Raw genomic sequence first — 14,904 nt, 5'->3', positions numbered from 1 at the left:
CGGTGACTCCGTGGTGGTGTGCGGGGCGGGCTGGGCTGCGGGAGCGCTCCCGTGGGCGACGGGTTCGATGTTCACGACGGCGAGGTTCCGCCGGTCTGGGAGGCGCGCGCGATCACGTGGTCGACGAAGCCGTACTCCTTGGCCGCCTCGGCGGTGAACCACCGGTCACGGTCCGAGTCCTCGGTGACCTGCTCGAACGACTGGCCCGTGTGCTGGGCGATGAGCTCGGCCATCTCGCGCTTGGTGGCGGCGTACTGCTCGGCCTGGATCGCGATGTCGGCGGCCGAGCCACCGACGCCGGCCGAGGGCTGGTGCATCATGATCTTGGCGTGCGGCAGCGCGTAGCGCTTGCCCTTGGTTCCGGCGGTCAGCAGGAACTGGCCCATCGAGGCAGCCAGGCCCATGCCGTACGTCGCCACGTCGCACTCGACGAACTGCATCGTGTCGTAGATCGCCATCCCGGCCGTGACGGAGCCACCGGGCGAGTTGATGTACATGGCGATGTCGCGGGTGGGGTCCTCCGCCGCGAGCAGCAGGATCTGCGCGCAGAGGCGGTTGGAAATGTCGTCGTCGACCTGGGACCCCAGGAAGATGATCCGCTCCTGCAGGAGACGCTCGTACACCGAGTCGCCGAGCGTCAGCCCGTGGGATCCGGGCGAGCTGAGGGCGGGCTGCGTCGAACCGGGCTGTGCCGCTGAACCGTTCTGGGCCACGGGGTACCTACCTTCGCTGGTCGTCTCACCGCTCCCGCGGTGCCCGGCCGTCCGGCGGCCGGGTATCCGTTACGTCAAACAGTAACCAACACCCACGACGGAACCGTCCCGACGGGGCGGGTGTTCGCTCTCAGCGTCGCCGTCCGCCGCCACCGCCGCGGGCGCCGTCGACGCGAACGACGGAGCCGGGGACCACCGTCGGATGGTCCCCGGCTCCGGGGGTGGTTCAGGCGGTGACGGTCAGGCGTCGTCGCCCTTTCCGTCGGCGGCCTCGACCTCGGCCTCGGTGGCCTCGACGGAGTCCGCACCCTCGGCGGAATCGGTGGCCTCCTCCTCACGCGAGCCGAAGAACTCGGTGGTGTCGACCGTGTTGCCCTCGGTGTCCGTGACGTTCGCCTGGACGATGACGTCGGCCAGGGCCTTGGAGCGGCGCACATCGGAGAACAGCGACCCGAGCTGGCCGGCCTGCTGGATCTGCTGCACGAACTGGTTCGGATCCATGCCGTAGCGCTGGGCCTGGAACATGATGTGCTGCGTGAGCTCCTCCTGCGAGACCTCGGTCGAGGCGTCCTCGGCCACGGCGTCCAGCAGGAGCTGGCTGCGGATGGCGCGCGCGGCGCCCTCGCGGGTCTCGGCCTCGAAGGTCTCGCGGTCGGTGCCCTCGGCGGCCAGGGCCTGGTCGAGGATCGCCGGGTCCCCACCGAACTGGTCGATGAGCTGGTGCATCTGCGCGTGCGCCTCGGACTCGACGAGGGACTCGGGGGTCGGGATGTCGGTGGCCTCGATCAGCGCGTCCAGGACCTTGTCGCGGATCTCGCCCGCGAGGCCGGCCTTGGCCTGCTGCGCCACCTTCTCCGTGAGGTCGGCCTTGAGCTCGTCGAGGGTGTCGAACTCGCTGGCCATCTGCGCGAACTCGTCGTCGGCGTCGGGGAGCTCGCGCTCCTTGACGGACTGGACGGTCACGGTGATGACCGCCTCCTTGCCGGCGTGATCGCCGGCGACGAGGGAGGAGGTGAACTCCTTGGACTCGCCGGCCTTAAGGCCCTCGGCGGCGTCGTCGAGGCCCTCGACGAGCGTGCCGGAACCGAGCTCGTAGGACAGGCCCTCGGTCGAGGCCTCGTCGACGGGCTCGCCGTCGACGGTGGCGGCCAGGTCCACCGAGAGGAAGTCACCCTTCTCGGCACCGCGCTCGACGCCCTTGAGGGTGCCGAAGCGAGCGCGGAGGTTGTCGAGCTCGGTCTCCACCGCCGCGTCGTCGGTGGCGGGGGCCTCCACGGTGACCGCCAGGTCAGAGTAGGTCGGGAGGGTGATCTCCGGGCGCACGTCCACCTCGGCGGTGAACTCCACGACGTCGCCGTCCTCGAGCTTGGTCACCTCGATCTCCGGCTGCGCCAGAACCTTGAGGTCGTGCTCGTCGACGGCCTGGCCGTAGCGGGTCGGGATCATGTCGTTGATGACCTGCTCCAGGACCGCCGGGCGACCGATGCGCGCCTCGAGGAGCTTGGCCGGGGCCTTGCCCGGGCGGAAGCCGGCGATGTTGACCTGGCCGGCGAGCGACTTGTACGCCTTGGCGAAGTCCGGCTCGAGCTCAGCGAACGGCACCTCCACCGTGACCTTGACCCGGGTCGGGTTCAGCTGCTCGACAGTGCTCTTCACGGTGATGATCTCCTAGGAAGTTCGTGTGGGGGTTCGTGTTTCGGGCTCCGCTGGTCGGGATGACAGGATTCGAACCTGCGACCCTCCGCTCCCAAAGCGGATGCGCTACCAAGCTGCGCCACATCCCGGTGAGTCGCGCGACCGACCACCCCGCGCCGTACGCGGGAAACCTGCCGGGCCGCCAAACCAACTCGCCCAGTGTACGACAGTGCCCCATCACGACAGATTCCGAGTTGGCGGGCCGGGAGTTGGGGGTGCCGCACCGGTCCGGTAGTGTTGTTTCAGCGCGAGCGAGATGAGGGGGAAACCCCAGGTCAGCCGCCGACGCGGGCGTAGCTTAATGGTAAAGCCCCTGCCTTCCAAGCAGGCTACGCGGGTTCGATTCCCGTCGCCCGCTCCACCGACTCCCGAGACTCGTCGCCCGATACCGCGGGACTCGTCGTCGTCATCCCCCCTGACATGTCGGGCACCAGAACAGCGTCCTGGCCTCCATGGCCGCGGAACGGATCCCGTCCCCACACACCCGGCAGGCCCACCCGTCGCGTTGGTAGACGTAGTTGCGCGGCCGGTCCGCACCCCGCCTGGGCACGTCGCCGTGGTCGTGCTCCGGTCGGATCGTCACGATCCCCCCGGCCTCCACCCCGACCGCCATGAGCCGGACGAGGTCGTCCCAGATCGCCGCGAACCGCTCCCTGCTGATCCGGCTCCCCGGACGGAACGGGTCGAGTCCGGCGCGGAACAGCACCTCGGCCCGGTAGACGTTGCCGACCCCGGCCAGCACCTTCTGATCCATCAACAGCGCGCCGATCGGGCGCGAGCTGCGGGAGATCCGTGCCCATGCCCGGTCCGGGCCGGCGTCGGGGTCCAGCGGATCGGGCCCCAGCCGGCCTCGGACGTCGGCCACGCCCGCCTCGTCGATGACCTCGCACCTCGTGGGTCCGCGAAGGTCGACGTAGTGGGCGGCGCAGTCCTCCGGTCCCACACCGGGACGCACCGCGCCGACACGCATCCGCACCTGCCCCACCGGCGCGGGCGGCTCCTCCCCCGGTGGCACGAGGTGCGTGTCGAAGAAGCCGTACAACCCCAGGTGGACGTGGACGGCAAGGCCGCCCTCGTAGTGGTGGAAGAGGTGCTTGCCGACAGCCGAGGCGTGGTCGAAGTCCCTCCCGTCGACGCCGACGTGGTCCGCGAACCGCCCCTGTGGGCTGGAGACGCGGACGGGCCCGCCTGCGAAGTACTCGGTGTGCAGGCGGGCCAGTCGGTGGAGGGTGTGCCCCTCAGGCACGGTGTAGCTCAGGCACTGTGACGTTCAAGCACGGTGTCGCTCAAGCACTCGTCTGCTCAGACCCCGGGGACCTGCGGCGCCTCGTGGGTGCGCTCGTACTCGGCGAGGATGTCGATGCGCCGCTGATGACGCTCGGCCTCCGACCAGCTCTGGTCGAGGAACGCGTCGACGATCGCCAGCGCCTCCTCCTGCGAGTGCATGCGCCCACCGATACCGATCAGCTGCGCGTTGTTGTGCTCACGGGCGAGGCGCGCGGTCTCGACGCTCCACGCCAGGGCGCAGCGGGCCCCGGGGACCTTGTTGGCCGCGATCTGCTCGCCGTTGCCGGAACCACCCAGCACGATCCCGAGGCTGCCCGGGTCCGCCACGACCTTCCGAGCCGCGTCGATACAGAAGGCCGGGTAGTCGTCCTCCGCGTCGTAGGTGTGGGCGCCGCAGTCGACCACCTCGTGGCCGGAGGTCTTCAGGTGCTCGGCGATGACGTTCTTGGTCTCGAAGCCGGCGTGGTCCGCTCCCAGGTAGATGCGCATGGCGGAGATTCTGCCACGCTCGACACCCACCGCACCCCCGGGCCTTCAGTCGAACTGCGGGGCCTCGGTGCGGCTGCGCTTGAGCTCGAAGAAGTAGGGGTACTCGGCGAGCAGGGCGGCACCGTCGAAGACCTTGCCCGCGTCCTCGCCGCGCGGGATTCGCGTGAGGACGGGACCGAAGAAGGCCACGCCGTCCACGTGCACGACCGGGGTGCCGACCTCGTCGCCCACCGGGTCCATGCCGCGGTGGTGCGAGGCGCGCAGCTCGTCGTCGTACTCATCCGTCGCCGCGGCGGCGGCGAGACCCGCGTCCAGTCCGGCGGCCTCGAGCGCCTCGGTGATGACGGTGGGGTCCTCGATCCCCCGTCCCTGGTCGTGGATGCGGGTGCCGAGCTCGGTGTACAGCCGGCCCAGGACCTCCTGGCCGTGACGCTGTGCGGCGGCGATCGCGACCCGGACCGGGCCCCAACCGTGCGTCATCAATTCGAGGTACTCCTCGGGCAGGTCGCGGCCCTCGTTGAGGACGGACAGGCTCATGACGTTCCAGGTCAGCTCGATGTCGCGGACCTTCTCCACCTCGAGGATCCACCGGCTGGTGACCCACGCGAAGGGGCACAGGGGGTCGAACCAGAAGTCGACGGAACGGGTGGCGGCGGAACCAGAAGATGTCATGACCCCATCCTCCTCGTCCGGGTCCCCGACTGCCACCCCGCCCCGGGTGGTAGGACTGGGGCCACCACCCCCGCCCAGGAACCGAGGACCTCCCGATGCGCTCGCTCAATCTCACCCGTTCCGACGCCGCCGCACGAGCGGAGTTGCTCGACGTGGACACCTACGAGGTGGACCTGGACCTCACCGACGGCTCCGGCGCGCCGGGATCCGGGACGTTCCGGTCCCGCACGGTTGTCCGGTTCTCCTGCTCCCGGCCCGGGGCGGAGACCTTCATCGATCTGAGGTCGGCACGGATCCGGTCGGTGACCTTGAACGGACGGGACCTGGAGACAGGGCACTATGACGACGAGGTGGGGCTGACGCTGCCCGATCTGCAGTCGACCAACGAGCTCGTCGTGGATGCCGATCTGGCGTACACCTCCACCGGCGAGGGGCTGCACCGCATGGTCGACCCCGTGGACGGAGAGGTCTACCTCTACTCGCAGTTCCAGACCGCCGACGCCAAGCGGGTGTTCGCCTGCTTCGACCAGCCCGACCTCAAGGCGCGCTACACGCTGACCGTCACCGCCCCCGCCTCCTGGGTCGTGGTGGCCAACACCCCGGCCGGCGAGTCCCCGGGCGAGTCGGGAGCGGTGGTGCACCGGTTCGAGCAGACGGAGATCCTGTCGACGTACCTCGTGGCCCTGATCGCCGGCCCCTATCACGTGGTCGAGGACTCATACGCCGACGAACACGGGACCATTCCACTACGGCTGTTGTGTCGCGCCTCGCTCGCCGAGCACCTCGACGCCGATCGGTTGTTCGCCGAGACCAAGGAGGGTTTCGGGTTCTACCACCGCGAGTTCGGCATGCCGTACGCGTTCGGCAAGTACGACCAGATCTTCGTGCCCGAGTTCAACGCGGGCGCCATGGAGAACGCCGGGGCGGTGACCTTCCTCGAGGACTATGTCTTCCGCTCCCGGGTCACGGCGTATCGCTACGAGCGACGCAACGAGACGGTGCTGCACGAGATGGCCCACATGTGGTTCGGCGACCTGGTGACCATGCGCTGGTGGGACGACCTGTGGCTCAACGAGTCGTTCGCGACCTTCGCCTCCGTCCTGGCCCAGGTGGATGCCACGCAGTACACCGACGCGTGGACCACGTTCGCCAACGTGGAGAAGGCGTGGGCGTACCGGCAGGACCAGTTGCCCTCCACCCATCCCGTGGCGGCCGACATGACGGACCTGGAGACGGTCGAGGCCAACTTCGACGGGATCACCTACGCCAAGGGTGCGTCCGTGCTCAAGCAGCTGGTGGCGTACGTGGGACGCGAGCCGTTCCTGGCGGGCCTGCGCACCTACTTCGCCGAGCACGCCTTCGGCAACGCCGAGTTCGACGACCTCCTGCGGGCCCTCGAGGCCTCCTCCGGCCGCGACCTGTCCGACTGGGCAGACCAGTGGCTACGGACCACCGGCATCAACCCGATCTCGGTGGAGGTGCACACCGCAGACGACACCCAGGGGGCCATCTCCGAGCTGACCGTCGTGCAGGGACCTGCCGCCCCGGGAGCCGGGGAACTGCGCACCCACCGTCTCGGGGTCGGCCTCTACAGCCGTGATGACTCAGGAGCGCTTGTGCGCACCGCGTTCGCGGAGCTCGACGTGGACGCCGAGCGCACGACCGTACCGGACATGGCCGGCCTTCCCGTTCCCGACCTGATCCTGCCCAACGACGCCGACCTGACGTACTGCTCGGTGCGCCTGGACGAGGGTTCGCTGTCCACGGTCCTGGACTCCATCGAGGACGTGACGGACTCGCTCGCCCGGACCCTGTGCTGGTCCGCACTGTGGGAGATGACCCGGGAGGCCCGGCTCCCGGCTCGCCGGTTCGTCGAGGTGGTCACCCGCGCGGCCCCGCGCGAGGCCCACATCGGGGTGGTCCAGCGCGTGCTGGCCCAGGCGCAGTCCGCGCTGTCGAGGTACGCCGACCCGGACTGGGCGGCCGCCACCGGTTGGCCGGAGTTCTCCGACGCGATGCTGACGGCGGCCCGGGCCTCGGAGGCCGGGTCGGATCACCAGCTGGCGTTCCTCGCCGCACTGTGCAGCTGCCCCCTGAGGGCCGACCAGACCCGCGTTCTCGCGACCCTCCTGGACGCCGGACCGGACGAGGCGGGACTGCCCGGTCTGACCCTCGACACCGACCTGCGGTGGACCGTCCTCACCGCGCTCGTGGCCGCGGGCGCCGAGGACTCCGACCGGATCGACGAGGAACTCGCGGCGGACGACACCGCCGGGGGCGCCCGGCGGGCGGCGACCGCCCGAGCCGCTCGGCCGACTGTCGGTGCGAAGGAGGAGGCCGAGTCGCTGCTCATCGCCACCGGAGACGACGCGCCGAGCAACGCCCTGGTGCGCGCCACCCTGCTGGGCATCGACCTGCCGGGCCAGGAGCACCTGCTCACCGGCCTGTGCGAGCGGTACCTCGACAACGTGACCGCACTGTGGAAGGCGCGGTCCGGTGACCTCGCCAAGACCGTCGCCGCCGGGTTGTTCCCGGCGTGGTCGGTGGACGCCGACACCGTGGCCCGCTTCGATGCCGTGATCGCGGATACCTCCCGCCCGGCCGCCCTGCGCCGGATCCTCGCCGAGCAGAACGCGGACCTCACCCGCGCTCTCGAGGCCCGCGCGGTGGATGCGGCGGCCGCCGGCTGAGCCGGAGTCATCGAGAACTCGACGGTGGGTGAGGGTTGACTCGGACGCAGTCGTGAATGATGATTCCGTCAATCCTGACGTTTTGGGGAAGCCCATTGCCGACGGGGCCTACGGTGTCCTCGAACGCCCGAGAGCACATCCGAGAAGCGAGGACGTCGAATGTTCCACAAGGTTCTGGTGGCCAATCGCGGCGAGATCGCGATCCGCGCCTTTCGGGCATCATACGAATTGGGCGCGAAGACGGTCGCGGTGTTCCCGCACGAGGATCGCAACTCCCCGCACCGACTGAAGGCCGATGAGTCGTATCAGATCGGGGATCCCGGCCATCCGGTGCGGGCGTACCTGTCGATCGAGGAGATCATCGCGGTCGCACAGCGGTCCGGCGCGGATGCGATCTATCCGGGATACGGATTCTTGTCGGAGAACCCGGATCTCGCGGCGGCGTGCGCGTCGGCGGGAATCGCGTTCGTCGGTCCGCCGGCGTCGGTCCTGGAATTAGCGGGCAACAAGGCGCGTGCGGTCGCCGCGGCGCGCGAGGCGGACCTGCCGGTACTCGCCTCGTCAGCGCCCTCAGCAGATCCCGACGAGCTCGTCGCGGCAGCGCGCGACATGACCTTCCCCGTGTTCGTCAAGGCGGTGGCCGGTGGCGGCGGTCGAGGGATGCGTCGTGTGGGAACGATCGAGGAGTTGGCGGACGCGATCAGCGCCGCATCGCGGGAGGCGGAGTCCGCGTTCGGCGACCAGACGATGTTCCTCGAGCAAGCGGTCATCAACCCGCGACACATCGAGGTCCAGATCCTGGCCGACACCAGGGGCGGGGTCATCCACCTGTTCGAGCGGGACTGCAGTCTGCAGCGCCGTCATCAGAAGGTGATCGAGCTGGCCCCGGCGCCGAACCTGACACAGGAGATGCGCGAGAGGATCTGCGCTGACGCGGTCGCGTTCGCCCGCCACATCGGCTACTCGGGGGCCGGCACGGTCGAGTTCCTGGTGGACGAGAGTGGACAGCACAGATTCGTCGAGATGAATCCGCGCATCCAGGTCGAGCACACCGTGACCGAGGAGATCACCGATGTCGATCTGGTGCAGTCGCAGTTGCGGATCGCATCGGGCGAGTCGCTGGAGGACCTCGGGCTCGCTCAGGACCAGCTGACGATCCGCGGCGCGGCACTCCAGTGCCGGATCACCACCGAGGATCCGACCAACGGCTTCCGACCGGACACCGGGCGGATCGCCGCCTACCGCGCCCCGGGCGGGGCGGGTGTACGCCTGGACGGCGGTGTGGCCCTCGGTGCCGAGGTGTCCGCACACTTCGACTCGATGCTCGTGAAGTTGACGTGTCGCGGGCGGGATTTCGAGACCGCGTTCGCACGCGCGCGCCGGGCGATCGCCGAGTTCCGCATCCGGGGAGTGGCCACGAACGTCCCGTTCCTGCAGGCCGTTCTCGATGACCCCGACTTTCAGGCAGGTCGGGCCACGACCTCGTTCATCGAGGACCGTCCGGAGTTGTTGACCGCGCGGCCGTCGGCCGATCGCGGAACGAAGATCCTGAACTACCTCGCGGACGTGACGGTCAATCGGCCGCACGGAGAGCGTCCCACCCCGGTATACCCGGGAGACAAGCTTCCCGATCTGGACCCCTCGTTACTGACCACCCCCCCGCCGGGCTCGCGGCAACGACTCCTCGAACTGGGGCCAGAGGGGTTCGCGGCCGATCTGCGGTCACGCCCGCAGCTCGGGCTCACCGACACCACCTTCCGCGACGCACACCAGTCGTTGCTGGCCACCCGGGTGCGGACCTCGGGCCTCCTGGCGGTCGCCCCGCACGTGGCCGCTCTGACGCCGGAGCTGTTGTCGGTGGAGTGCTGGGGAGGCGCCACCTATGACGTGGCGTTGCGGTTCCTCAAGGAGGACCCCTGGGATCGGCTGGCGCATTTGCGTTCGGCGATCCCCAACATCTGTCTGCAGATGTTGCTGCGGGGTGCGAACACCGTGGGCTACACCCCGTATCCGACAGCCGTGACCTCAGCGTTCGTGGCCGAGGCGACCGACGTGGGTATCGACATCTTCCGGATCTTCGACGCCTTGAACAACATCGACGCGATGCGTCCGGCGATCGATGCCGTGCGCGGGACCGGAACCGCGGTCGCCGAGGTCGCGATGTCCTACACCGGTGACCTGGCCGACCCGTCCGAGGACCTCTACACGCTCGACTACTACCTCCGCCTGGCCGAGCAGATCGTCGATGCCGGCGCCCACGTGCTCGCGATCAAGGACATGGCCGGCCTGTTGCGCGCACCCGCCGCGACGAAGCTCGTGACAGCGTTGCGGTCGGAGTTCGACCTGCCCATCCATGTCCACACCCACGACACCCCCGGGGGCCAGCTCGCGACCTACCTCGCCGCGTGGGAGGCGGGCGCGGACGCGGTCGACGGCGCGAGCGCCGCCATGGCGGGGACCACCTCACAGCCGGCGCTGTCGGCGATCGTGGCCGCCACCGCCCACACCGACCGCGATACCGGCCTGGACCTCGCTGCGGTATGCGATCTGGAACCGTACTGGGAGGCCCTGCGGAAGGTGTACGCGCCGTTCGAATCCGGACTGCCCGCTCCCACCGGACGTGTGTACACGCACGAGATCCCCGGCGGCCAGTTGTCCAACCTTCGCCAACAGGCCGTGGCCCTCGGACTCGGGGACCGTTTCGAAGCCGTCGAACAGGCTTACGCCGAGGCCGACCGCATGCTGGGCCGGCTGATCAAGGTCACCCCGTCGTCGAAGGTCGTCGGGGATCTCGCCCTCGCCCTGGTCGGACGCGAGATTTCCGCGGCCGACTTCGCGGCGGACCCCCAGTCCTACGACATCCCCGACTCGGTGATCGGGTTCCTGCGTGGGGAGCTCGGGGACCCCGCCGGCGGCTGGCCGGAACCGCTGCGCAGTACCGCACTCCAGGGGCGGCCGCCGGCGCCGGAGGTGACCCCGATATCTGATGCCGACGCCGCCGCGCTGCGAACGGCCGGCCGCACCCGGCAGGAGACTCTCAACAGGCTGCTGTTCCCCGGCCCGACCGCGGAGTTCGAGCAGCATCGCGAGCAGTACGGTGACACCTCCCAGCTCTCGACCAACCAGTTCTTCTACGGCCTGCGCTACGGCGAGGAACACCGCGTCGCACTCGAACCCGGCGTCGATCTCCTCATCGGTCTCGAAGCCATCAGCGAACCGGACGAGCGCGGCATGCGCACCGTGATGTGCATCATCAACGGACAGCTGCGGCCGGTTCCGGTCCGCGACCGTTCAGTAGGCGTCGATGTACCCGCCGCGGAAAAGGCCGACCCCGGCAACCCCCTCCACATACCCGCACCCTTCTCCGGCGTGGTCACCGTCGCCGTCGGAGTCGGCGACGAGATCGAACCCGGCGGCACCGTCGCCACCATCGAAGCCATGAAGATGGAGGCCGCGATCACGAGCCCCGGAGGCGGCACCGTCGACCGCATCGCCATCAACACAGTCGAGCAGGTCGAAGCCGGCGATCTGATCGTCGTGCTGAGCTGATCGCACTGCCCGTACGCGCAGTCGCGGCATTCCGGTCGTGTCCGCGGAGATCACTTGACCTTTGCCATACAACTAGATGATGATTTCGTCAGTAATGACGGAATCGACTCGCGCGGCGCGTGCCCGCGCGACTCGTGACACCAGGACGGGCAGATGACTCTCCGATACCCCCCACTCCGGACCGCCACCCATCGTGGGGCGCCGGTGGTTGACGTCGATCTATACGGCGACGAGGTGGTCGACAGGCCACATGAGGTGTATCGCCGCATCCGGGACGCCGGCCCCGTCGTATGGCTCCCGCGTCATCGGATGTTCGCGATCGGCCGGTTCGACGACGTGCGGCTGGCGCTACGCGACGACGCGACCTTCCGTAGCGGCAGGGGCGTGGGCGCCAACCCGGTCGCCAACACCCTCGGGCACTACACCACACTCGCGAGTGACGACGCCACGCACATGAACCGCCGGATGATCCTCATGCAGTCCCTGACCTCGCGGGCGATACGCCCGTCGCTGCCCACGCTGGAGCAGGAGGCCGCGGACACCGTCGACCGACTGTCGGCGCGGGACCACTTCGATGGCATCGCCGACTTCGCGACCCGCCTGCCGGTGCAGGCGGTCGCCGAGCTGGTCGGCGTGAAGGTGACCCCGGAGCAGATGTTGACCTGGGGCCAGTCGACCTTCGACGGTCTCGGTTCGGCGAATCGCCGGGCGCGGGGTTCCGTACGCGGATCGCTCGGCTTGTTCCTCTACACGTTGGCGGTCGGCCGCCGGAACGTGACCCCCGGCGGGTGGGCGTCGACGGTGCTCGATGCGGCTGACCGGGGAGAGATCGGCCGGGTCGAAGCGAAGAACATGATCATCGACTTCGTCGCACCGAGTCTGGACACCACGATCCTGTCGACCGGCCAACTGCTCTGGAGCCTGGGGACCACCCCCGGGCTCTGGGAACGGCTGCGCCGGGACCCGGACCTGATCCCGACCGCGGTGGTGGAAGCGGTGCGGATGGCGTCGCCGGTCAGGTCGTTCACCCGATCAGTCGCCGCGCATACCGAGTTCGGCGGGATCCAGCTGCGCCCGAAGGACCGTGTCGCGGTGGTGTTCGCCGCCGCGAACAGCGACGAGCGGCACTTCCACCACCCCGAGAGATTCTCGCTGGAGTGGCGCGGCAGCAACGTCGGATGGGGGCACGGCGTGCACACCTGCGTCGGCATGCAGCTGGCGAAGCTGGAGATGCAGACGCTGCTGCACGCGATGGTCCCGCGTGTCTCTTCCATCAGCGTCAGTGATCCGGAACTGCTGCGCAACAACTGCCTTCAGGGCTTCGAGTCCTTCCGCGCCTCGTTCCGCTGAGTGAACGCCGTCCGCCACAGGCGGACGGTTCGTGACGATCCAAGGAGAATGACCGGTGGCCCATGTCATCACGCGGCCGTGCTGCAACGACGCGAGTTGCGTCACGGTATGTCCGGTGAACTGTATTCATCCCACACCCGGGTCGCCCGAGTTCGCCCGGGCCGAGATGCTGCACATCGACCCGGCCGCCTGCATTGATTGCGGCGCGTGTGTGGACGAGTGCCCCGTCGACGCCATCGTTCCGGACGATCTGCTACCGCCGGACTCGGCCTTTCCCGAGATGAATGCCGACTACTTCCGGGGACGCGAGATCGTCGGCGCCTGGACGCCGCCCCGTCCGGCATCACACTCCGGACCGCTTCCGTTCCGAGTGGCGGTCATCGGTGCGGGGCCCGCCGCCTTCTACACATCGGGGGAACTGCTGCGACACCGCGGCGTCACGGTCGACATGTTCGACCGCCTCCCCACCCCCTACGGTCTGGTGCGCGCGGGTGTCGCCCCGGATCACGCAGCGACCAAAGGCGTCGAGCGGACGTTCGCCGCCACCGCGGCGCGAGAGGCGTTCCGGTACTTCCTCAACGTCGACGTGGGAGTCGACGTCACCCTCGACGAACTGCGCGCCAGGTATCACGCGGTGATCGTCGCCACCGGCGCGGCCGCTGATCGCGCTCTGGGCATCCCCGGCGAGGACCTGCCCGGATCACTCGCCGCCACGGATTTCGTGGCCTGGTACAACGGCCACCCCGACCATGCCGACGACCACATCGACCTCAGCGGCAAGTCCGTCGTGATCGTGGGTAACGGCAACGTGGCCCTCGATGCGGCACGGGTCCTCGTGACAGATCCCGATGAACTGGCGCGGACAGACATCGCCGATCACGCGCTGCGCGCTCTTCAACAGTCGACGGTGCGGCACGTGAGCATCCTGGGCAGACGCGGTCCGGCCCACGCCGCGTACACCAACTCCGAGTTCCAGGCATTCGCCTCGCTCTCCGGTGTGGATGTCGTAGTGGATCCGGCTGACCTGGTTCTCGACCCGCAGACCCACCGGGATGAACAGGCGGGAACGCTGGACCCCACCACCTCCACAAAGCTGCGTCTCGCCCGCGGCTACGCCGCCCGCACACCGACGGGCGCGGCGCGCACGGTCGCGTTCCGCTACCTGTCCTCCCCCGCCGCCATCCTCGGCGACGACCACGGCGTGTCAGGAGTGCGGGTCACGCGCATGGCGTACCGCACCGACGGCACCGGTCGCGTCGTCCCGACGGGCCCGGAGACGACCGTGCCCGCGTCCACGGTGATCCGGTCGATCGGGTATCGCGCAGATCCGATCTCCGGACTACCGTTCGACTCCCGTGCCGCCGTCATCCCCAACGACGGCGGTCGCGTCATCGACGACGGATCCCTGGTGGCCGGAATGTACGTCGCGGGGTGGATCAAGCGCGGCGCGCGAGGCGGGATCGGCGCCAACAGGCAGTGTGGTCTGCAGACCGCCGAGGCCATCATCACCGATTGGACTCAGGGCCGCCTGCCACCTCCCGCGATCGGTGAGGACGACATCGACGCTCTGATCGCCGAGCGCCACGGCCACCGGATCGACGCAGCCGGGTGGGCCGCGATCGACGACCACGAACGGGCGGCCGGGCGCATCGACGGCCGCCGTCGCCGCAAACTGGTGTCGGTCGATGAGATGGTGCGGGTCGCGGCGACCGCCACCTGACCCGCCTCGTCACGCCACGCCCGGGAGATCCGGTGAGATCAGTCCCAGGCCGGCAATGGAAGAGCGATGAGCGCCGCGGCCTCGTCCTCACTCACACCCAGGGCGCGCAGGACGTGGGCGGTGACGGCGTCGGTCGTGGCCGCGTCGTCGCGTTCGGGCTGGTCGTGCAGCAGCAACGCCAGCGTCAGCGCGGACCCGGAGACGACGGTCAGGGCCACGTCGATGTCGGTGGTGACGAACCGCCGGGCGGCGACCGCGGCCTCGATATCGCGACGCGCGCGGGGAAGCAAGCCCGCGTCGGCGGTGGAGAGGACCGACAGTCCGTGGTTGACCACGACTCTGCTCAATTCGGGGTACCTGCGGTGCAGACGACCGGTCAGGCGGAAGCTCTGCGTGAACATGTGCGCCGGATCGCTCATCCCCTCGGTGAAGGAGTCCAGTAGTTCGCCGTGGTCCTCGACGACGGACATCACCGCGGCCTCGAACAGCTCCTCTTTCGTGGCGAAGTGGTTGTAGAACGAGCCGTTGCCGACGTCGGCCATCGTGGTGATGTCGAGGACCGACACCGCGGTCCGACCCTGCGCCATCAACTGCTGGGCGGCACCGATGAGGGACCGCCGGGTCTGGGCTTTGCGTCTCTGAGCCCGCGTGAGAACGCCCGGATCAGCCTGGGCCATCGCATTCTCCTTCCACGATGGGTCACATGGTCCCATACGCACCCGTGACGAATTCGTCAACG

General features: G+C 69.1%; 10 protein-coding genes and 2 tRNA genes. 5 read left to right on the top strand and 7 right to left on the bottom strand.

Annotation, left to right across the window (positions count from 1 at the left end; translation table 11 throughout):
- Positions 1 to 71: 71 nt before the first annotated feature.
- The 3 genes from ABIE38_RS01930 to ABIE38_RS01920 all read right to left on the bottom strand — a co-directional run bounded on the left by ABIE38_RS01930 (position 72) and on the right by ABIE38_RS01920 (position 2,497).
- The gene (locus ABIE38_RS01930; protein WP_107748149.1) at positions 72 to 713 is read right to left on the bottom strand and encodes an ATP-dependent Clp protease proteolytic subunit; all 642 of its coding nucleotides are present in this window, start codon (positions 711 to 713) and stop codon (positions 72 to 74) included.
- Positions 714 to 953: 240 nt separating this feature from the next.
- Positions 954 to 2,369: a trigger factor gene (gene tig, locus ABIE38_RS01925; protein ID WP_354053760.1), complete on the bottom strand. Its 1,416-nt coding sequence runs from the start codon at positions 2,367 to 2,369 to the stop codon at positions 954 to 956.
- Between the two features lie 51 nt (positions 2,370 to 2,420).
- A tRNA-Pro gene (locus ABIE38_RS01920) sits at positions 2,421 to 2,497 on the bottom strand.
- A gap of 198 nt (positions 2,498 to 2,695) precedes the next feature.
- Between ABIE38_RS01920 and ABIE38_RS01915 the strand changes: the two genes are divergently transcribed.
- Positions 2,696 to 2,769: transfer RNA gene (locus ABIE38_RS01915), tRNA-Gly, on the top strand.
- Between the two features lie 45 nt (positions 2,770 to 2,814).
- On the opposite strand, the gene ABIE38_RS01910 is transcribed toward ABIE38_RS01915, so the two are convergent.
- Genes ABIE38_RS01910 through ABIE38_RS01900 form a run of 3 tightly spaced genes read right to left on the bottom strand, consistent with a single transcriptional unit; the run spans position 2,815 to position 4,856 of the window.
- Positions 2,815 to 3,654, bottom strand: a complete 840-nt coding sequence (locus ABIE38_RS01910) for an Fpg/Nei family DNA glycosylase (protein ID WP_354053759.1) — start codon at positions 3,652 to 3,654, stop codon at positions 2,815 to 2,817.
- Between the two features lie 56 nt (positions 3,655 to 3,710).
- Positions 3,711 to 4,184: a ribose-5-phosphate isomerase gene (locus ABIE38_RS01905; RefSeq protein WP_354053758.1), complete on the bottom strand. Its 474-nt coding sequence runs from the start codon at positions 4,182 to 4,184 to the stop codon at positions 3,711 to 3,713.
- Positions 4,185 to 4,229: 45 nt separating this feature from the next.
- A complete protein-coding gene (locus tag ABIE38_RS01900) occupies positions 4,230 to 4,856 on the bottom strand; it encodes a mycothiol-dependent nitroreductase Rv2466c family protein (protein ID WP_354053757.1) in 627 nt (208 codons plus the stop codon).
- A gap of 95 nt (positions 4,857 to 4,951) precedes the next feature.
- Here ABIE38_RS01900 and pepN point away from each other — a divergent pair, with 95 nt between their 5' ends.
- The 4 genes from pepN to ABIE38_RS01880 all read left to right on the top strand — a co-directional run bounded on the left by pepN (position 4,952) and on the right by ABIE38_RS01880 (position 14,165).
- On the top strand, positions 4,952 to 7,546 hold the full coding sequence (gene pepN, locus ABIE38_RS01895; protein ID WP_354053756.1) for an aminopeptidase N: 2,595 nt from the start codon (positions 4,952 to 4,954) through the stop codon (positions 7,544 to 7,546).
- A 159-nt stretch (positions 7,547 to 7,705) separates the two neighbouring features.
- Complete coding sequence (locus ABIE38_RS01890) at positions 7,706 to 11,095, top strand: pyruvate carboxylase (RefSeq protein ID WP_354053755.1); 3,390 nt, start codon at positions 7,706 to 7,708, stop codon at positions 11,093 to 11,095.
- Positions 11,096 to 11,248: 153 nt separating this feature from the next.
- Complete coding sequence (locus tag ABIE38_RS01885; protein WP_354053754.1) at positions 11,249 to 12,445, top strand: cytochrome P450; 1,197 nt, start codon at positions 11,249 to 11,251, stop codon at positions 12,443 to 12,445.
- A gap of 115 nt (positions 12,446 to 12,560) precedes the next feature.
- The gene (locus tag ABIE38_RS01880; protein ID WP_502914699.1) at positions 12,561 to 14,165 is read left to right on the top strand and encodes an FAD-dependent oxidoreductase; all 1,605 of its coding nucleotides are present in this window, start codon (positions 12,561 to 12,563) and stop codon (positions 14,163 to 14,165) included.
- A gap of 38 nt (positions 14,166 to 14,203) precedes the next feature.
- Here the strand turns inward: ABIE38_RS01880 and ABIE38_RS01875 are convergent, their stop codons facing one another.
- Complete coding sequence (locus ABIE38_RS01875; protein WP_354053752.1) at positions 14,204 to 14,842, bottom strand: TetR/AcrR family transcriptional regulator; 639 nt, start codon at positions 14,840 to 14,842, stop codon at positions 14,204 to 14,206.
- Positions 14,843 to 14,904 lie beyond the last annotated feature (62 nt).

The organism is Dietzia sp. 2505, from assembly GCF_040546785.1.
Classification (GTDB): Bacteria; Actinomycetota; Actinomycetes; order Mycobacteriales; family Mycobacteriaceae; genus Dietzia.
The sequence above is the reverse complement of the archived record's forward strand: the minus strand, read 5'-3'. Positions and strand labels throughout refer to the sequence as shown.

What these genes read in the sequence shown, in the direction of transcription:
- ABIE38_RS01905 (WP_354053758.1), bottom strand. Translation starts at nt 4,184, where the DNA reads ATGCGCATCTACCTGGGAGCGGACCACGCCGGCTTCGAGACCAAGAAC.
- ABIE38_RS01900 (WP_354053757.1), bottom strand. Translation starts at nt 4,856, where the DNA reads ATGACATCTTCTGGTTCCGCCGCCACCCGTTCCGTCGACTTCTGGTTC.
- pepN (WP_354053756.1), top strand. Translation starts at nt 4,952, where the DNA reads ATGCGCTCGCTCAATCTCACCCGTTCCGACGCCGCCGCACGAGCGGAG.
- ABIE38_RS01890 (WP_354053755.1), top strand. Translation starts at nt 7,706, where the DNA reads ATGTTCCACAAGGTTCTGGTGGCCAATCGCGGCGAGATCGCGATCCGC.
- ABIE38_RS01885 (WP_354053754.1), top strand. Translation starts at nt 11,249, where the DNA reads ATGACTCTCCGATACCCCCCACTCCGGACCGCCACCCATCGTGGGGCG.
- ABIE38_RS01875 (WP_354053752.1), bottom strand. Translation starts at nt 14,842, where the DNA reads ATGGCCCAGGCTGATCCGGGCGTTCTCACGCGGGCTCAGAGACGCAAA.